Here is an 18,961-nt window from a genome sequence, read left to right as displayed (position 1 = left end):
GCACATCCAGCATCAATGTGTCAGGCAGACCGCTTTCGCGAGCAGGCTCGCTCCCACAGGGGATTGGGGCAGGTCAGGGGTTTGTGGAATCGACCCGCGTCATCTGCGCGCGTTCATAGCGCGGGTACAGATGACTGACGCTGCGAATCAGCTCATAACGACCCAGGCTGATGCCGGCGAAGCGCTCGGGGATGGGGCTGCGGATCATCTCGGCCATGTCGCTGCCATTGGCCGCGCCCTCGCCCATCAGTTGATCGAGCCAGCTCAGGTAGTCGTGCATTTGCTCGAAGGGCCGGGCATCGCTGGCCAGCGGCCCGTGGCCGGGCACGATCAGGGTCCAGGGCAGTCCCTGCAGGGTCGCGAGGTCGGCCAGCCACACCGACAGCCCCGGACTGTTGGGCGTGGTCAGGGCCCGTTGATAAAACACCAGGTCCCCGGCAAACAGCACGCCGGTTTGCTGGTCGAGAATAGCCAGATCCGCACCGGTATGCCCACCCAGGCTTAGCAGGCGCAGATCATGATTCCCAAAACTTGAAACGCCGGGGACCAGCGTCTGGTTCGGCAGCACCACCTCGGTGCCACGCATCCAGTCCCCCACCAGCCGGTACATGTTCTCGGCCATGGCATCGCCCTGCTTTTGCAGCAGCTCGGTGGTCCCGGCCAGTGCGCCAATCGGCACGTCGCTGAACGCCTGGTTGCCCAACACATGGTCGGGGTGATGATGGCTCAGCAGGACCTGGATCACCGGTTTGTCGGTGGTCGCGGCAATCGCCCGGCGCAGGGCTTCGCCATAACGCTTCGACGGCCCGGTATCGATCACCACCACCCCGCGCTCGGTGACGATGAACGCGGTGTTGACGATGTTGCCGCCATTGTCCTTGCCGAAATTATCGGTGCTGCCTTCCAGCAGCCAGGTATCGGGGGCAATCAGCCGGGGCTTGAGCGAGTATTCGAGGTCAGCCATGGCCGGCAGGCCGAGGGCGATCAACAACAGCAGCATCCAGCGCATGAGACGCTCCTTCAAGTCAGGGAATGGCCGCATCGAATTGGTTGCCGCTGTTATCGCGCAACAACAGACGCGTCTGCCCTGCCCCCTCGATATCAAACCCCAGGCTGGGGTTTTCGCTGACGGCGGGGAACAGTTCCAGGCGGGCCAACGGTTGATCATGTTGATCGCGCAGCTGCGCATGGTTAATGAAGAATTCCGGAATGCCGCCGACCATGCCGTTGTCCATCGGATGCGCCACCTGCACGCGCAGGCGGCTGAAATCCTGACGCGGATAACGACCGCCCAGCACCTCGCCGATGCGCTCTTCCCAACCCGGCTGGGTGCGCACCACGCTGGGCGCGGTGCAGCCGCCACCGGCCGCATCGATCAGGGTCGAACCGACATGCCACAGCCCATCGCGGGTCAAGACCGCCGCGCGCAAGGGCGTGGCCTGTTCGACGCGGATGCGGATCGACAACCAGGGCAGCACGCCGCTCAGCGGTTGGAAATCGACGATTTTCGGCAAGGGGTTGAGTTCGGCCCAGGCGAGGATTCTCACCACGTCGCCCTTGAACGCCCGGGCGTCGATTTCCAGCGGCACTTGGCGTGCGTCTTCGGCAAACGGCGGCGCCAGCAGCTTGACCCGCTCATCGAACACGAACGGTGCATCGCCGAGCATTTGCTTGTGATAGAACGCCCACATCACCGACGGCACCGGGTCCTTGCCGGGATCGACAGCGGCGGCATGGGCCGCCAGGCTCAGACAGCAGGCCAACAGACAACGCCTTTGCCATTTCATCGCCGGCTCCTATTGATACATGTCGGGCACGTCATAGCGCAGGCCGTAATGGCCGTAGAGGGTGTTCACCGAGCCGTCGCGGATCAGGCTTTCCAGCGCCTCTTCCACGGCATAGGCCAGTTGCCGGTTGCTTTCGTGCACCGCCATGCCGATCTCCCAGACCTGTTTGCCCATGTTCGGGTAGGCGTTCTCTGCCAGGGCCAGTTGTGGATCGGCCGCTTGATGCACTTGCCAGTCAATCTCGCCGCGCATGGCCATGACCGCATCGACCTCGCCGGCCTTCATCGCGGCAAACGCCTGGGGCACACCCGGATAATGGCGGGTCTTGCCGGCAAGCATGCCGTTGAACACCGAGGTCAGGTAAAACGACGGCACGCTGTCGACTTCGACGCCAATCGGGTGCTGTTCGAACACCGCGACACTGGCGACCTTGTCCAGTCGGCGGCGGTCATAGGCGACTTGCCATTGCTCGTTCTGGTACGGCCCGAACATCACCACATGGCCGTTTTCCAGTTCGCCGAATTCGTTGCGCTTTTGCGCGTAGTCGCGATCGTAGGGCACGCGCATCATCAGGTCGGCCAGTTGCTGGTTGTGCAACTGGCTGGCGCGCCAGATGTAATCGCGCAGGTCGTCGTCGAGCTTCTCGCCGGCCGGCGCCCAGATCAGCACCAGGCGCACGCCCAACGCCTTGGCCAGGGCCTGGGCCAGTTCCACGTCAACGCCCCGGGGCTGACCGGCCTGTTCAAAGCTGTAGGGGGCGAAGTCCTTGTAGACCGCCACCTTCAGCTCGCCGGCGGCGATCATTTCGTCATAGTTGCGAACCTGCGCCTGCACTGACTGGCAGCACAGCCACACAGCGCTGATCAATACCGCGAGCAGGCGCATGGGTCACTCCTCGACGTGGACGCTGTCCAGGTAACTGCGCACCGCCCACAGGGCTTCCTGGCTCAGGTAGTCGGCCATTTTCGGCATGTACACCCGCCCGTCGCGCACGGCGCCGTGGCGCACCCGCTCGACGAACCATTCATCACCGGCCTCGCCGACGTCGAGCATGCGCAAGTCCGGGGCGATACCGCCGGACTTGGCTTCCAGGCCATGACAGGCCGCGCAGTTCTGGTTGTAGGCCGACGCGCCGATTTCCACCGCCTTGTCGTGTTCCGGCGCCGTGCGATAAGGGTTCACCGCCGCCCAGCCATCGGCATCCAGCGGGACGCCGGCCTCCTTGATCGGGGTCAGGCCCTGGGTGGCGACGGCCTGCGGCACCACATTGCCGTGGGCCCAGACGGAACCCGCACAGAGAAGACCGGCCAACAGCCCGGTCACGAGCAAGGCGTTGCGTTTTGTTGTCATTGTTATGCCCTCAGGATTGCACGCAAAACCTCTTGGCAGAGGCTATGGCAACCATCTTAGAAACCCCGGTGCACAGGCCCCATGCTGCTTTGGTGGCCGCCGTCTACTCCCTTGGTAGTAAGGCCTTGGACGGACGTCGAAATCAGGTGGCCCATGGGAAGTTTTCCCGGCAACGGCGGGACTTTTTCCGTATCCGCCGAACGTGCCGGCGCCCCACCCTGTGCAGGTCAAAACCTCCACTGGGAACTGCAAACATGACAATAAGATCGCTACCCGCCCTTTCCCCCTTGACCGTCGCCATCCAGGCCTTTTTGCTGGTCGGCAGCCTGTCCCTGAGCGCGGCGGGGCATGCCGAGAACGCACCGGCCACCCGCAACGTGAGCTGGGAAGACATTGCCAACGATCACCTGACCACCAGGGACGTGCTGCAATACGGCATGGGCACCAATGCCCAGCGCTGGAGCCCGTTGGCCCAGGTCAACGACAAGAACGTGTTCAAGCTGACCCCGGCCTGGTCCTACTCCTTCGGCGACGAGAAACAGCGCGGCCAGGAATCCCAGGCCATCGTCAGTGACGGCGTGGTGTACGTCACCGGCTCGTACTCGCGGGTATTCGCGCTGGACGCCAAGACCGGCAAACGCCTGTGGACCTACAACCATCGCCTGCCGGACAACATTCGCCCGTGCTGCGACGTGGTCAACCGGGGCGCGGCGATCTTTGGCGACAAGATCTACTTCGGCACCCTCGATGCACGCCTGATCGCCCTGGACAAGAACACCGGCAAAGTGGTGTGGAACAAGAAGTTCGGCGACCACGCCGCCGGCTACACCATGACCGGCGCGCCGGTGCTGATCAAGGACAAGACCAGCGGCAAGGTGCTGCTGATCCATGGCAGTTCCGGCGATGAGTTCGGTGTGGTTGGCCAGCTTTACGCCCGCGACCCGGACACCGGTGAAGAGGTCTGGATGCGGCCGTTCGTCGAAGGCCACATGGGCCGCCTGAACGGCAAGGACAGTACACCGACCGGCGACGTCAAGGCGCCGTCGTGGCCGAACGACCCGACCACCGAAACCGGCAAGGTCGAGGCCTGGAGCCATGGCGGCGGCGCCCCTTGGCAGAGCGCCAGTTTCGATGCCGAGACCAACACGATCATCGTCGGCGCCGGCAACCCGGGCCCGTGGAACACCTGGGCGCGCACGTCGAAGGACGGCAACCCTCACGATTACGACAGCCTCTACACCTCGGGCCAGGTCGGTGTCGATCCGAGCACCGGCGAAGTGAAATGGTTCTACCAGCACACACCGAACGATGCCTGGGACTTCTCCGGCAACAACGAGCTGGTGCTATTCGACTACAAGGACAAGGACGGCAAAACGGTCAAGGCCACCGGCCACGCCGACCGCAACGGTTTCTTCTATGTGGTCGACCGCAATAACGGCAAATTGCAGAACGCCTTCCCCTTCGTCGACAACATCACCTGGGCCAGCCACATCGACCTCAAGACCGGCCGCCCGGTGGAGAACGAAGGCCAGCGTCCGGCCAAGCCGTTACCGGGGGAAACCAAAGGCAAGCCGGTGGAAGTCTCGCCGCCGTTCCTCGGCGGCAAGAACTGGAACCCCATGGCCTACAGCCAGGACACCGGGCTGTTCTACATTCCCGGTAACCAGTGGAAGGAGGAGTACTGGACCGAGGAGGTCAACTACAAGAAAGGCTCGGCGTACCTGGGCATGGGTTTCCGCATCAAGCGCATGTACGACGATCACGTCGGCACCCTGCGGGCGATGAACCCGACCACCGGCAAAGTGGTGTGGGAGCACAAGGAACACCTGCCACTGTGGGCCGGTGTGCTGGCGACCAAGGGCAACCTGGTGTTCACCGGCACCGGCGACGGTTTCTTCAAGGCCTTCGACGCGAAAACCGGCAAGGAGCTGTGGAAGTTCCAGACCGGCAGCGGCATCGTCTCGCCGCCGATCACCTGGGAACAGGATGGCGAGCAATACATCGGCGTAACCGTCGGCTATGGCGGCGCCGTGCCGCTGTGGGGCGGCGACATGGCCGAACTGACCAAGCCGGTGGCTCAGGGCGGGTCGTTCTGGGTGTTCAAGATCCCGAGCTGGGATAACAAAACCGCGCAGAAATAACCCCCCACCCCCCCCTGTAGGAGCGAGCACGCTCGCGATGGTCTCAAGCACACCGCGGGGCAGCAGACACCCTGCGTCATCGTTGACGACCATCGCGAGCGTGCTCGCTCCTACAGGGGCATTCGGAGACCTTGCCATGAACTACCTGCCGCTACTGCTGCTATTGAGCGTTGCCACGGCGTACGCCGACGACGGCGACGACGCCCCGTTGATCATCAACGGCTGCACCATCGCCGAACACAGCCAATGCCCCGGCGCCAATCTCAAGGGCGCCAACCTGCGCAACCAGGACCTGCGCAACATGAACCTCAGCGGCGCCGACCTGCGCGAGGCCGACCTGCGCCACGCCCGCCTCGACCTGGCCAACCTGGAAAAGGCCCGCCTGCAAGGCGCCAACCTGACCCGCGCCAGTCTGCAACAAAGCAACCTGCGCCTGGCCGATTTCAGCGGCGCGACACTGGTGGCGATCCAGGGCTGGGGGATGTTCGCCCAGGGTGCGCAATTCGAAAACGCCGACCTCAGCGCCGCCTACCTGCAATTCGCCCGTCTCTCCGGCGCCCGATTCCACCACACCAACCTGCGCGCCGCCGACCTGGAAATGACCTGGCTGAGCAAGGCCGACCTCAAAGGCGCGAACCTCAGCGACGCCAACCTGCAAGAGGCCAAGCTGGGCGAAAGCAACCTGGAACACGCCAACCTCAACGGCTCGCGCCAGCACTATGCGAATTTTCAGGATGCGAACATGGAGGGCTGCACGGGATGCCCGACGACGTGGGATAAATGAGCCGCTCATTCCTGTGGGAGCGGGCTTGCTCGCGAAAGCGGTGTGCCAGTCAATGCATGTGACTACTGACACACCGCTTTCGCGAGCAAGCCCGCTCCCACAGGGGTTCGGCTACCGCGTCACCCCGCCTTGCGCACCACGCCCATATCAATCCCCAGGTGCACCAGTTCGGCATGGGAACTGACCTGCAACTTGCTCTTGAGCAACGTCAGGTGGTTGGAAACGGTCTTGCTGCTGATGCTCAGCTGCTCGGCAATCTGCCGCGCCGGGGTGCCTTTGGCGAGCATGACGAAGATCTCCAGCTCGCGCTGGGTCATGCTTTGCAAGCGGGGATCGCTGGCATCCTGCTGCGCATGGCAGGCCAGTTGAGTGGCCAGCGGCTGTTCGATGTAGGCATGGCCGGCGAGCACGCGCCGCACCGCTTCGATCAGCACTTCAGGCGCCGAGCTTTTGGTCAGGTAGCCCGTCGCCCCGGCGTCCAGCGCCTGGCGCACCAAGGGCAGCTCATCGTGCATGCTGAAGAACAGCACTCGCAGCTGCGGCAAGCGTTGGCGCAGGCGTCGGGTGGTTTCCAGGCCACTGATACCCGGCAGGCCGAAATCCATGATCACCAGCTGCGGCACGCTTTCCTGGACCCGGATCAACGCCTCTTCGCCGGTCGCCGCCTCCCGCACGTCCATCGCCGGCAACACGGCGCGTAACAGGCTGGCGTAGCCCTGGCGGACTACCGCGTGGTCATCGACCAGCAAAATATTCATGAAGCCTCCAAAGGCATGTACAAGGCCAGCGCCCATCCGGCACCGGGGTGGCTGATGATGCGCAAATCCGCGCCCAGGCTGCGGGCGCGTTCGCGCATCGAATGCAGGCCGACGCCGGGCCGCCGGGGTGACGCTGCGCCGCGACCGTTATCACGCACCAGCAGGCGCAGGTGTGCGCCGTGGTGTTGCAGGCGCACCCGCACCTGGCTGGCGCCGGCATGCCGGGCGATGTTGGTCAGGGCCTCCTGCAGCAAGCGGTACAGATGAGTCTTGTCCGCTGCCGGCAGCGCCGGCAACTGCGCACTGATCCGCAGCTGACACGCAATGCCCTGCCGGCCCTGCCATTGCTCCACCAGCAAGGCGAAGGCGTCGGCCAGCGACAGGTGTTGCAGGACCACCGGATAGAGGTTGTGCACCAGTGCCCGAAAGCCCTGTTGCAGGTGTTCGCAGTTGTGCTCCAGTTCGCGCACCGTGCGCTCGACGGCATGCGGTTGATCGGCCACCAGGCGCAACAGGCACGCCTGGGCCCGGATGCCGGCCAGGTACTGCCCGAGGTCGTCGTGCAGGGCCTGGGCCAGTTGCGTGCGTTCCTGCTCCTGCACGGCCAGCAAGGCCTGGGTCAGCCGGGCATTGTCGGCGCCGGCCTGTTCCAGCGCGGCGGTCATGCGGTTGAAATGCAGCGCCAGTTGCCGCGCCTCCGGCAACCCTTGGGTGGGCAGGCGCACCTTGAGCTGGCCGGCGCACACCTGCTGCAACGCCCGCAGCAGCTCATCGAGCAAGCCCATGCCGCGACGCACGGCCCAGCGGATGGTCAACAGGCTGACCGTCAGCGCCAGCGCGCACAGGCTCAGCAGTTGTTGCAGGGAGTCCCAGACCTCGTCGATTTCATCGCGCGGATCGACCGCGATCTGCACCCGGCGACCCTCCGACAGATCCACCACCTGTGTGCCGTGGCGAACATCGGCGAACAACAGACGTCCGAGCCAGGCATCCAGCCCGCGTTGTTCGGCCAGCGGTGGCGATTCATCCGGCGCCAGCCAGCGCACACGGACATGCCGCAGGCTCTGGGTCAGTCGCGGTTGCAGGCTGACAGGATCACGCGCGGCGGTTTCGCTCACATACGCGACCACCGCTTCAGCCGATTGCAGTTCACGCTCGACATCCTCCACGGCCTGATGCACCAGCAGCCCCGTGCACGCCAGGGTGACCAGGGCGAAAAAGCCGCAGACCCACAGGTTGATCCGCCACAGGGCCGACACGCCTAGCGCCCCGGTGTCGCGGGCATGACCTGCAACGGCACGGGCCGTGGGCCGTGCAGCCGGTCGACGCCGATCAGGGTCAGGATCAGCAGAAACGGCAGGAGCAGCGCTTTGACGATACGCATGGGCAATCCCCTCCAGAGTCATGGCCGTGGTTGTCCATGCTAAAACCGCGCCGCCCGGGCCGGGCTACTACCTTGGTACTGGCCCGCTGGTACTTTCTGCATATGTTCAGCACGTCACGGGCTTCCTATGCTGGCGCTACCTGTCATGGAGTGCCCTATGCGCCAGCTTGCCCCATACGCCCTGATCTACCTGCTGGCGATCGCCTGCGCCGCCAGCCCGGGCACCCAGACCCAGGCCGCGGATGCGCCGTTGCAGGTACGGATCGGCTATCTGGGTTATCGCCCCGACCCCGGCCCGCTGCTGTCCAACGTCATTCCCGAACCCGTCGATACCGGCCTGCGCGGCGCCGAACTGGCGATCACCGACAGCAACAGCACCGGGCGCTTCCTCAATCACAGCTACAGCCTGACCAGCGCCAGCGTCGACAGCCCCCAAGCCCTGCTCGACGCGGCAAAAGCCCAGCATGAACAAGGCCTGCGCCTGTTTGTGGTGAACGCACCGGCCGCCAGCCTGCGCCAACTCAGTGCAGCGCTGCCCGACAGCCTGCTGTTCAATGCCGGCAGCCCCGACGACAGCCTGCGCAGCACCGATTGCCTGCCCAACGTGCTGCACAGCCTGCCGAGCCGGGCGATGCTGGCCGATGCGCTGGCGCAATTCCTGGTGGTGCGCAAATGGCAACGGGCGCTGCTGATCGTCGGCCCGACCGCCGATGATCAAGCCTATGCGGCGGCCCTGCGTCGCGCGGCCAAGCGCTTTGGCATGCAACTGATAGCGGAGAAACCCTGGAGTTTCGATAACGATCAACGCCGCAGCGCCCAGGCCGACATGCCGCTGTTCACCCAGACCGCCGAATACGACGTGGTGCTGGTGGCGGACGAGCGCGGCGACTTCGGCGAATACGTGCCCTACCAGACCTGGTATCCGCGCCCGGTCGCCGGCACCCAGGGCCTGACCCCGACGGGCTGGCACAAGACCGTGGAGACCTACGGCGCCGCGCAGTTGCAGAAACGCTTCGAAGCCCTGGCCGGGCGCTGGATGAATGATCGGGATTTCGCCGCCTGGATGGCCGTGCGCAGCATCGCCAGCGCCGTGAGCAAACTGCGCCAGACCGAGCCGATGGCGATCCGCGCGCTGGAAATCAGCGATCAATTGCCACTGGACGGCTTCAAGGGACGCAAGCTCAGTTATCGCCCGTGGAACGGCCAGTTGCGCCAGCCGATCCCGATCGTGCAGCCCCGGGCGCTGGTCAGCACCTCGCCACAGGACGGTTTCCTGCACCCCTTCAACGAAATGGACAGCCTGGGTTACGACAAGCCCGAGGTCAGCTGCCGCTTCCCCTGAACAACAACTACAAAAAGGACACTGCCATGCGCCTCACTCTTTTAACGTGCGCCCTGCTGCTCGCCGCCGGCCACGCCACCGCCAGCACCGCCTGGGTCTCCAACGAAAAGGACAACAGCCTGAGCCTGATCGACATGCAGACCCTGCAAGTCACCGAGACCCTGCCCGTCGGCCAGCGCCCCCGCGGCCTGCTGCTGTCCCACGACAACAAGCTGCTGTACATCTGCGCCAGCGACTCGGACCGGGTGCAGGTGATGGACGTGGCGACCCGCAAGATCATCAAGGAACTGCCCTCGGGCAAGGACCCCGAGCAATTCGCCCTGCACCCCAACAACCGCTGGCTGTACGTCTCCAATGAGGACGATGCGCTGGTCACGGTGATCGACACCGAGACCTCCAAGGTCCTCGGCCAGATCAACGTCGGCGTCGAGCCCGAAGGCATGGCGGTCAGCCCCGACGGCAAGTGGGCGGTGAACACCAGCGAAACCACCAACATGCTGCACTGGATCGACACCAGCACCCAGACCCTCGCCGACAGCACACTGGTGGACCAGCGGCCGCGCTTCGTCGAGTTCAGCAACGACGGTTCACGACTCTGGGCCTCGGCGGAAATCGGCGGCACGGTGACCATTCTCGACGTCGCCAGCCGCCACATCCTCAAGACCCTGAATTTCCAGATCAAGGGTGTGCACCCGGACAAGGTGCAGCCAGTGGGCATCAAGCTCAGCGCCGACGGCAAATACGCGTTCGTCGCCCTGGGCCCGGCCAATCACGTGGCGGTGATCGATGCCAGCACCTTCGAGATCCTCGACTACCTGTTGGTGGGCCGGCGTGTCTGGCAATTGGCGTTCACCCCGGATCAAAAGCAATTGCTCGCCACCAACGGCGTCAGCGGCGATGTGTCGGTGATCGATGTCGACAGCCTCAAGGTCAGTAAATCGGTGAAGGTCGGGCGTTATCCGTGGGGCGTGGTGGTGACCCCATGAACGCCCTGGACGTCAGCGACCTGAGCTTTGCCTACGGCCCACGGGAAGCCCTGCGACACGTGAGTTTCAACCTGGCACCGGGGCGTTTCGCCGCGCTGCTGGGACCCAACGGCGCCGGCAAATCAACCCTGATCGCGCTGCTGACCCGGCTCTATGATGTGCAGCGCGGCGATATCCGCGTTGGCGGCTGTTCGTTACGCAGCGCGCCGCGTCCGGCACTCAGGCAGCTGGGGGTGGTGTTCCAGCAAAGCACCCTGGACCTGGACCTCAGCGTCGAGCAGAACCTGCGTTATCACGCTGCATTGCACGGCTTGTCGCGCCGCCAGACCGGCCTGCGGGTCGATGCGGAGCTGGAGCGCCAGACCCTGACCGAGCGCCGCAGTGAGCGGGTGCGCGCACTCAATGGCGGCCATCGTCGGCGGGTGGAAATCGCCCGCGCCCTGTTACATGAACCGCGCCTGCTGCTGCTCGACGAAGCCAGCGCCGGCCTGGACCCGGCCAGTCGCCTGGCGCTCAACCAGCACATTCGCGACCTGTGCCGCGAGCAGCAGATCAGCGTGCTGTGGACCACGCATTTGCTCGATGAAGTGCAGCCCCACGACGACCTGCTGATTCTCCATCAGGGCCGGCTGGTGGCCCGCGGACAAGCCGCCGCACTGAGCCTGGAACACGGCGGCGACCTGGATTCGGCCTTCACTCGCCTGACCACCACCGGAGCGCAGCTATGAACGCCTATTGGCAATGTTTCAGCGGCATCGTCCTGCGCGAGTGGCTGCGTTTTGTGCTGCAACGCACACGGTTCCTCAGCGCACTGGTGCGGCCGTTGTTGTGGCTGCTGGTGTTTGCGGCGGGGTTTCGTGCGGCACTGGGGATCGCGATCATCGAACCCTACGACACCTACATTCCGTACGAGGTCTACATCATTCCGGGCCTGGCCTGCATGATCCTGCTGTTCAACGGCATGCAGGGTTCGCTGTCGATGGTCTACGACCGCGAGATGGGCAGCATGCGCGTGCTGCTGACCAGCCCCCTGCCCCGGACTTTTCTGCTGTGCAGCAAGCTGATGGCCACGTCGCTGATTTCGCTGTTGCAGGTGTATGCCTTCCTCGCGATCGCCTGGCTCTACGGTGTACAGCCACCGGCCATGGGCCTGTTGATCGCCCTGCCCGCGTTGCTGCTGGTGGCGTTGATGCTCAGCGCCCTGGGCCTGTTGCTGTCGAACGCGATCCGCCAGCTGGAGAACTTCGCCGGGGTGATGAACTTCGTGATCTTCCCGCTGTTTTTCCTGTCCTCGGCGCTGTATCCGCTGTGGAAAATGCGCGAGGCCAGCGAGTGGCTGTTTTGGTTGTGCTCGGTGAACCCGTTCACCCATGCGGTGGAGCTGGTGCGCTTTGCCCTGTACGAGCGCTTCAATCCGCTGGCGCTGATGGTGTGTGCCGGCTTGACCCTGGCCTTCACCCTGCTCGCCGTACTGACCTTCAACCCGCAACATGCGGCCCTGCGCAAATCCAGCTGACCACCCCATCCAGATGTGGGAGCGGGCTTGCTCGCGAAAGCGGTGTGCCAGCCAACAGTTGCACCGCCTGATTCACCGCTTTCGCGAGCAAGCCCGCTCCCACACTGGATCGGCGATAAACAGGGGGGAAATTACGACTTTAGTACTGGTTCTGCCTGCCTATCGTCGCATTCCCAATGCACCCCGACTGGCATGTAATGGGCGCATAACGATAAGGATCAATCCCCATGCCGCGTGCCCGACGTCGCCTGTTGCGTCCCACTCTCGCTGCCGTGTCCCTCAGCCTGTGGCTGGGTGGCGCACACGCAAGCCCCCCGCTGTTTTCCGCTGACGGCTACCGCATCGACCTCTACCGCAGCCCGACGCCGGACGTGATGCAAGACGCGACCCTCATCGATACCCCCATCCTGCAACACCTGCTTGAGCAACACCCGCGACCGGTGCTGATCGATGTCTATCGCCGTCAATGGCTGCAAGGCCGTTTCATCGAAGACCAGCCCCATGAAAACCTGCCCGGCAGCCATTGGCTGGCCAACACCGGTGACGGCGCATTGACGCCGCCCTGGCAGGCCTATTTCGCGGGCAACCTGGAAAAGCTGACCGGCGGTGACCCGACGCAACCGCTGGTCTTCTACTGTCGCGCCGACTGCTGGTTGAGCTGGAACGCAGCCAGACGCGCCACATCTCTGGGCTATAAATCAGTGTATTGGTACCGCGATGGCCTGGACGCCTGGCAAGCGGCCAGACTGCCGGTGACGCCAGCCAGGCCCGTTCCCTTTCCCTGAGCTTTACGCGTGCGTGTTGTTGCCACACCATAATCAAAATAATGAGGTGAAAGGCTATGTACAAAATTCTGATTGCCGACGATCACCCGCTGTTTCGCGAAGCCATTCACAACGTCATCAGCGACGGGTTTGCCGGCAGCGAGGTGATGGAAACCGCCGACCTCGACAGCGCCCTGGCCCTGACCCAGGAACACGATGACCTGGACCTGATCCTGCTCGACCTGAACATGCCCGGCATGCACGGGCTCAATGGCCTGATCAACCTGCGCAACGAAGCGCCGACCATTCCGGTGGTGATCGTCTCCGCCGAGCAAGACAAACAGATCGTCCTGCAGGCCATCACTTATGGCGCCGTGGGCTTCATCACCAAATCCTCGCCCCGCGCGCAGATGACCGATGCCATCCAGCAGATTCTCAATGGCAACGTCTACCTGCCCCCGGACATCATTCGCACGGCCCGCAGCAGCACCCACCGGCGGATGAACGACACCCCGAGCTTCCCGCCGGAACTGCTCCAGGCCCTGACCCGCAAGCAATTGCAGGTGCTGGAGCGCATGACCAAGGGCGAATCGAACAAGCAGATCGCCTACACCCTGGAAATCGCCGAAACCACGGTCAAGGCCCACGTCTCGGCGATCCTGCGCAAGCTCAACGTGCATAACCGCGTGCAGGCGATCCTGAGTGCCGGGGATATAGATTTCGGGTCTTACTTGCGGCGTTGACCGCGTCGATCCCTTCGCGAGCAAGCCCGCTCCCACAGGGACAGTGTTGTACCTGTGGGAGCGGGCTTGCTCGCGAAGAGGCCAGCAACAACACCCGGGAAATCAGGGTCTGGCGAGCAAATGGCTCATCGCTGTCTTCAGCTTCATCGGCCGCACCGGTTTGTGCATCAGGGTATGACCCAGTTCACGGATCTGCTGTTTGAGTTCGTTGCTGTAATTGGCCGTGATCATCATCGCCGGGATCGCGCAGGCACGGCGGGCATTGATCCGGGCCACGGCGTCGACGCCGTTGCGATCGTTGTCCAGGTGATAATCGGCAATCAGCAAGTCCGCCTCGGCGTGGTAGTTGTCCACTTGCCGCGCCAGGTCCTCCTCCGACAGCGCCGTCACCACTCGACAACCCCAGCCTTCCAGCAGCGTGCGCATGCCGGCGCAAATGGTCGCGTCGTTGTCCAGCACCCAGACCCGCGCGCCGCGCAGCCGTTCGAGCATCGGTTCGCTCATCAACAGGCTCGGCACCGGCTTGGGGGCGGTGGCGCTCAACGGCACGTCCACCGAGAACATCGAGCCCCGGCCCGGCCACGAACGCACCTGAATGCGGTGCCCGAGAATGCCGGCGATTTTCTCGACAATCGCCAGCCCCAGGCCCAGGCCGCGATCCTGGTCCGGGCGCTGCACATCGCCGCGCTTGAACTCCTGGAAAATTTCTTCCAGGCGGTTTTCGGCAATGCCCATGCCGCTGTCCCAGACCTGGATCGACAGGCGCTGGCGATGACGCCGGCAACCCAGCACTACGCGGCCGCTGTAGGTGTAGCGAATGGCGTTGCTCAACAAATTGCGCAGGATCCGCGCCAGCAACTGGATGTCGCTGCGCACCAGTGCCGAACACGGCAGGAAGTGCAGTTGCAGGCCTTCGCTGCGCGCGACCTGGGTGTACTCGGCGGCGAGGTTTTCCAGCAGTTCGCTCAAGGCGAACGGTGCAATATCGGCCGTGATGACCCCGGCATCGAGCTTGGAAATATCCACCAGGGTGCCCAACAGGTTCTCCACGTCTTCCAGGGAATTGCTGACATTGCGCACCAGAATCTCATTGGAGATCGGCTCGCGGCGTTCCAGCAAGGCACTGGTGAACAGGCGCGCGGCATTCAGCGGCTGCAACAGGTCGTGGCTGACCGCGGCGAGGAACTTGGTCTTCGACAGGTTGGCCCGCTCCGCCTCCAGCTTGGCCTCGCGCAAGCGTGACTCGACCCGGCGACGCTCATCGATCTCACGCAGCAACTGGTCGTTGAGGGTGGTCAATTCGGCGGTGCGTTCGCGCACCCGCAGTTCAAGGTTTTGATAAGCCTGGTGCAACGCTTCGGCGGTGCGCCGGCGTTCGGTGATGTCGCGGATCAGCACGAAAATCCCCACCACCTCGCCGCTCGCCAGGCGATTGGGCACGTAGGAGCGCAACATGTAGCGCTCCTGGTTGTTGACGTTGGTCTCGGCGAATTCGAAGGTCACGCTCTCCCCGGCCAGCGCCCGGGCCACGTAGGCCTCCAGGCGCTGGTAGTGCTGCTCGCTGTGCACTTCGCGCAGGCTCTGGCCGAGCATCACGCCACGTGGCCAGCAGTACCATTCTTCGTAGACCTTGTTGGTGAACTCGTAGACCAGGTCGGCGTTGAGGTAGGCGATCAACGCCGGCACATGGTCGGTGATCAGGCGGATCCAGCGTTCGCTTTCACTCAGCGCTTCGGCGTGCTGGTAGCGTTCGGTGATGTCGGTGAAGGTGTTGACGAAACCGCCGGTGGGCAGCGGATGGGTGCGGATTTCCAGGACCCGGCCATCGTACAGGCGCTGCTCGCATTCCTGTACGGGGCGCCCGTTGGCGCCACGGCTGGCCGGGGTCAGCAAGGTCAATTCGCTGTCGGCGATCACTTCGGCAAACGGACGATGGGCCGCCACCGGCGCCAGGCCACTGAGTTCGAGGAAGCGCCGGTTCCACAACTCCAGAATGCCCTCGGCGTTGACCATGGCCACCCCTTGGGACAGGTTGTCGACCGCCCGTTGCAGCAGATGCGACTTCTGCGCCACCGCCTGCTCGCGGCGCACGGTTTCGCTGAGTTTGACGTCGGTGATATCGGTGAACAGGATCACCCGCCCGCCTTCCTGGGTCGGCCGTTCGCTGACTTGCAGCCAGCGACCGTCCTGCAGGCGATACAACAGGTTTTCGTCGGCATGCCCGCGGGGTTCTTCGGTAAACAGCCCGTTGCCCTGCATCAGGCGCTTGACCTCGGTCAGGCGCATGCCGGCGTTGATCCGCACCCGGCTGTTGCGCCAGAACGCCTTGAACCGACTGTTGAACAAGACAATGCGCTGCTCGGCGTCGAACAGCACGAAGGCATCGGAAATGCTCTCGATGGCATCGATCAGGTGTTGATGGGCGGTTTCGGCGCGCAGGCGGGCGTCGCTGAGCAAGTGGTTGCCGGCCTTGAGTTCGGCCATGGCCTGGTTCAAGGCGTCGGTGCGCTCACGCACCTGCTCGGCCAGCACCACCGAATGCTGGAAGGCCGCGTAGGGGTCGTTGCCGCGGGTGATGCCCGACTCGATGCGCTCGATCAGCGCCGCGTTGATGCGTTGCAGCTTTTCGTTGTCATGCTGCAGGCCGGCGATCCGCGCCTGGAATTCAGCGCTGTCCGAGGGACCGGCCCCGGGCAATGGCAACGCCGGTGAAGGTCTGGTTGATGTGCATGCCATTGAACTGTTCTCCGTAGGTGTTGAAACCCATCACCCGCTGCTCGCGCAAAAACCGCCCGATCTGTTCCAGGCTGCCGTCGCTTTCCAGCTCCAGGCGCCTGAGGAAACAGTCGCAGCCGATGGTCAGCAACAGCTCGCCGAGCCGCGCCTGCAAGCCGTCGAACAGCTGTTGCAGATTCGGCAGCATGGGGCCTGGGGTCATGGCGGTGAGGACGATGCCGTTCTCCACCGCGCAGTAAAAACTCAGGCTCAGGTCCGGATGAACCTGCTGGATGGCGCGCACGTAATATTGCTCGTTGAACCGCACCGCCAGCGGGTGCGCGGCGAAGATCCGGTGGTCGAGTTCGGCCACCGGCACGCCGATGTGCCGGGCGTACTCGGCGGCGGCCGGCTCGGCGTTCAGTTCGAAGACCTGCCGCGAGGCACTGTCGGCTCCAGTGACCACCAGTTTCTCTGCCCTGGGCAGGATGTGGTGGGTGGTGAACACTTCGAAGTCCAGCCAGGTATTGACCAGCACCACCACCGCCGCGCCGCTGTGGAACCCGCCGTCGAAGTAAACGTGGGTGTGGGTCAGGTAGTTGTCGTCCCCGGCCGAGCCGCCGAAATGCGGAATGTCGCCCAATGCGGCACTCAGGGCCGCGAGGACCATCTCCTCGCGGCTGGACAGGCCGTCGAGCAGGGTCAGGGCGAAGCTGTTGCCCTTGATCGGTGCAAGCGTGTTGCTGCGACAGCCGCCGACCAGGCGCTCGACCATCTGCTGCGCGTCGATCAGGCTGAAGTGCTCCATTTCGTCGATCAGTTCCAGGGCGATGGAAAAGTGCCGGTGATCGAACCCCACGGCCGTCACACAATTGCGCCCGTAGCCCAGCGGGGTGATTTCCCCGGCGCTGGTGCAACCGGCCAGGCGTATGCCGCCGAAACCCTGCTGCAAGGCCGGGCCCAACGCCTGCAAATCGTACTCGGCGGAACAGAAGAACAGCACGAAGCCCAGGTTCGGATGCAGCAACTGCCGCGCCAGTTCCTGCGCTACTTGCCGGGGATCCGTGGCCAGGGACATTGCACTGACGACACCTTCGTTGTGGACCTGCTGCATCGTCGCCCCCCGCAGGTGCGTGTGTATGAGGCACGAGTGTACGAAGGCCGAGGGCCTGGTCGTATGCTACTTGGGTAGCGGTTGAGCGATTCAATGGGATGAGAGCCGCAAATCACCGCAAGCCCCCTGTGGGAGCGGGCTTGCTCGCGAAGGCGGTGTGTCAGGTAACCGAACGATCAACTGGAAGACCGCTTTCGCGAGCAAGCCCGCTCCCACAGGGGGAAGTCTGTTGCGCCGGATGGGGCTTACCAGGTCAACACCGCCCCCACCGCGAAGGTATCGGTGTCTTCGTTCTGGTCACTGGTGTCGTGGCCGTTGATCTCGAACTGGTTGTACTCGGCCACCAGCTTCAGGTTGTCATTGACGTCATGGAACAGCGCAATGCCCCGGGTTTCATAGTCCGCGCCGCTGCCGACCGCGCCGTTGCCATCGTCCTTGGTCTTGCCGTAGGACAGCGCCAACCGGTTCTTGCCCAGCTTGTAGGAGCCCTGCAACAGGTAGCCGTCGCTGTCGACGTTGCGCAGGGTCGGCTCGCCGGCGTTGTTGGTGAAGAACGGGTTGATGCCCTTGGCCTGGAAACCGGACCCGGTCAGGGACAAACCGCCCATCTTTGCCTGCACACCGTAGCCGACGCCTTTGGAGGTGACGCTGTTGACGGTCGAATCGGTGTTGTCTGAAGTCTGGTAGCTGCCGTTGACCCAGCTGTAGATCTTCGCCCCGGCGACGTCGAACTGGTAGGTGATCTCGCTCTCGGTGCGCGGGTTTTCCTGGTACGCCTTGCCGGTCGGGCTGCTGTCGTTGGTGTCCACCGGGTCCATGATCCCCACCGCCACGCGCAAACCGTCCATCACCGGGGTGCGGTAGGTGATCTGCGAGGTCGGGAACGGATACGGGTAACCGGTGCCGATGTTGCCGAACGACACTCCGCCGCCATCCACCAGTCCCAGGGTATCGCTGACCTGGCCGTAGCCGGCGAGCAGCTCATCCAGGAGGATGTTGGAACGGGCAAACAGGCCGAAGTCCTTGCCGACCAGCACCTCACCCCACTGCGGATTGGCCACGGTGCCGTAGAACTGCCGCACGTCGATGGCGGTGTCGGTGCCATTGGTCTGGCTGTCGTTGATGGTCACCCAGAACGAGGCGCGGGCGCCGAGCTTGAGGTCATCGACCTGCTTGCCCATGTTGAAGCCCAGGTAGTTGGGCAAGAAACCCATTTTCACCCGCGACTGACGGCGGTCGTACTGCTCGCCGGCGCGGTCGACGTCGCTGTTCACGTAGAAGGCATTGATGTAGCCATCGGTGGAGAACGTGGTCTGGTCCTTGTCGTACAGCATGATCTCGGCCTCGGCCGTGGCGCTCAGGCCAAGGGAGGACAGGCTGGCGATGAACGCCGGTAAAAAACGATGCGTGAAGTTCTTATTGTTGTGCATGGCGCGCTCCGCGACGGGGGACGAGGTGTCGGAGGCGATTATCGAAAGCTGGCGGGTAGCGAAATACGCTGCCTTGGGCGCGGTTTCCGGGTGCTTTGGAGGGGCTGCGGGGGCTTGGCAATCAGGGCGTAAGACCGTCTGTCGGCA

Annotated in this window: 18 protein-coding genes; 8 read left to right on the top strand and 10 right to left on the bottom strand. The window is 64.0% G+C overall.

What is annotated here, in order from left to right:
- Positions 1-73 precede the first annotated feature (73 nt).
- Genes F8N66_RS11935 through pedF form a run of 4 tightly spaced genes read right to left on the bottom strand, consistent with a single transcriptional unit; the run spans position 74 to position 3,137 of the window.
- Positions 74-1,009 (bottom strand): quinoprotein relay system zinc metallohydrolase 1, encoded by a 936-nt coding sequence (locus F8N66_RS11935; protein WP_150770362.1) that lies wholly within the window; start codon positions 1,007-1,009, stop codon positions 74-76.
- A gap of 16 nt (positions 1,010-1,025) precedes the next feature.
- Complete coding sequence (locus F8N66_RS11930; RefSeq protein ID WP_150770361.1) at positions 1,026-1,787, bottom strand: quinoprotein dehydrogenase-associated SoxYZ-like carrier; 762 nt, start codon at positions 1,785-1,787, stop codon at positions 1,026-1,028.
- Positions 1,788-1,796: 9 nt separating this feature from the next.
- Positions 1,797-2,672, bottom strand: coding sequence for a substrate-binding periplasmic protein (locus F8N66_RS11925; RefSeq protein WP_150770360.1), 876 nt, complete (start codon positions 2,670-2,672; stop codon positions 1,797-1,799).
- Between the two features lie 3 nt (positions 2,673-2,675).
- Positions 2,676-3,137, bottom strand: coding sequence for a cytochrome c-550 PedF (pedF, locus tag F8N66_RS11920; protein ID WP_150770359.1), 462 nt, complete (start codon positions 3,135-3,137; stop codon positions 2,676-2,678).
- 254 nt (positions 3,138-3,391) lie between these two features.
- Between pedF and exaA the strand changes: the two genes are divergently transcribed.
- Together exaA and F8N66_RS11905 are read left to right on the top strand one after the other, a co-directional pair.
- Positions 3,392-5,278, top strand: a complete 1,887-nt coding sequence (gene exaA, locus F8N66_RS11915; protein WP_150770358.1) for a quinoprotein ethanol dehydrogenase — start codon at positions 3,392-3,394, stop codon at positions 5,276-5,278.
- A gap of 136 nt (positions 5,279-5,414) precedes the next feature.
- The gene (locus tag F8N66_RS11905) at positions 5,415-6,062 is read left to right on the top strand and encodes a pentapeptide repeat-containing protein (protein WP_150770357.1); all 648 of its coding nucleotides are present in this window, start codon (positions 5,415-5,417) and stop codon (positions 6,060-6,062) included.
- A 119-nt stretch (positions 6,063-6,181) separates the two neighbouring features.
- Here the strand turns inward: F8N66_RS11905 and F8N66_RS11895 are convergent, their stop codons facing one another.
- The 3 genes from F8N66_RS11895 to F8N66_RS31960 are packed head-to-tail and all read right to left on the bottom strand — an operon-like array spanning position 6,182 to position 8,204.
- Positions 6,182-6,820: a response regulator transcription factor gene (locus tag F8N66_RS11895; protein ID WP_150770356.1), complete on the bottom strand. Its 639-nt coding sequence runs from the start codon at positions 6,818-6,820 to the stop codon at positions 6,182-6,184.
- A complete protein-coding gene (locus F8N66_RS11890; protein WP_150770355.1) occupies positions 6,817-8,079 on the bottom strand; it encodes a histidine kinase in 1,263 nt (420 codons plus the stop codon). The genes F8N66_RS11895 and F8N66_RS11890 overlap by 4 nt, the downstream gene beginning before the upstream one ends.
- Before the next feature lie 2 nt (positions 8,080-8,081).
- Positions 8,082-8,204 (bottom strand): hypothetical protein, encoded by a 123-nt coding sequence (locus tag F8N66_RS31960; protein ID WP_008056536.1) that lies wholly within the window; start codon positions 8,202-8,204, stop codon positions 8,082-8,084.
- A 157-nt stretch (positions 8,205-8,361) separates the two neighbouring features.
- Here F8N66_RS31960 and F8N66_RS11885 point away from each other — a divergent pair, with 157 nt between their 5' ends.
- The 6 genes from F8N66_RS11885 to F8N66_RS11855 all read left to right on the top strand — a co-directional run bounded on the left by F8N66_RS11885 (position 8,362) and on the right by F8N66_RS11855 (position 13,555).
- Positions 8,362-9,546: an ABC transporter substrate-binding protein gene (locus F8N66_RS11885; RefSeq protein WP_150770354.1), complete on the top strand. Its 1,185-nt coding sequence runs from the start codon at positions 8,362-8,364 to the stop codon at positions 9,544-9,546.
- Between the two features lie 26 nt (positions 9,547-9,572).
- Complete coding sequence (locus tag F8N66_RS11880) at positions 9,573-10,532, top strand: YVTN family beta-propeller repeat protein (RefSeq protein ID WP_150770353.1); 960 nt, start codon at positions 9,573-9,575, stop codon at positions 10,530-10,532.
- Positions 10,529-11,260, top strand: a complete 732-nt coding sequence (locus F8N66_RS11875; protein WP_150770352.1) for an ABC transporter ATP-binding protein — start codon at positions 10,529-10,531, stop codon at positions 11,258-11,260. Before F8N66_RS11880 ends, F8N66_RS11875 begins: the two co-directional genes overlap by 4 nt.
- On the top strand, positions 11,257-12,048 hold the full coding sequence (locus tag F8N66_RS11870) for an ABC transporter permease (RefSeq protein WP_150770351.1): 792 nt from the start codon (positions 11,257-11,259) through the stop codon (positions 12,046-12,048). Before F8N66_RS11875 ends, F8N66_RS11870 begins: the two co-directional genes overlap by 4 nt.
- A 227-nt stretch (positions 12,049-12,275) precedes the next feature.
- Entirely contained in the window at positions 12,276-12,833 is a 558-nt protein-coding gene (locus tag F8N66_RS11860) for a PQQ-dependent catabolism-associated CXXCW motif protein (protein WP_150770349.1), read from the top strand.
- Positions 12,834-12,889: 56 nt separating this feature from the next.
- On the top strand, positions 12,890-13,555 hold the full coding sequence (locus tag F8N66_RS11855; protein WP_150770348.1) for a response regulator transcription factor: 666 nt from the start codon (positions 12,890-12,892) through the stop codon (positions 13,553-13,555).
- A gap of 102 nt (positions 13,556-13,657) precedes the next feature.
- Here the strand turns inward: F8N66_RS11855 and nahK are convergent, their stop codons facing one another.
- From nahK to F8N66_RS11840, 3 genes are all read right to left on the bottom strand, one after another.
- Entirely contained in the window at positions 13,658-16,291 is a 2,634-nt protein-coding gene (nahK, locus tag F8N66_RS11850; protein WP_150770347.1) for a hybrid sensor histidine kinase/response regulator NahK/ErcS', read from the bottom strand.
- Positions 16,221-17,384: a nitric oxide-sensing protein NosP gene (nosP, locus tag F8N66_RS11845; protein ID WP_150770346.1), complete on the bottom strand. Its 1,164-nt coding sequence runs from the start codon at positions 17,382-17,384 to the stop codon at positions 16,221-16,223. Before nosP ends, nahK begins: the two co-directional genes overlap by 71 nt.
- Positions 17,385-17,629: 245 nt before the next feature.
- A complete protein-coding gene (locus F8N66_RS11840; protein ID WP_150770345.1) occupies positions 17,630-18,814 on the bottom strand; it encodes a porin in 1,185 nt (394 codons plus the stop codon).
- Between the last annotated feature and the right edge of the window lie 147 nt (positions 18,815-18,961).

This window comes from Pseudomonas fluorescens, assembly GCF_902498195.1.
Lineage (GTDB): Bacteria > Pseudomonadota > Gammaproteobacteria > Pseudomonadales > Pseudomonadaceae > Aquipseudomonas > Aquipseudomonas fluorescens_BU.
Note: the sequence above shows the minus strand (reverse complement) of the source record. Positions and strands in the feature narration are given on the sequence as shown.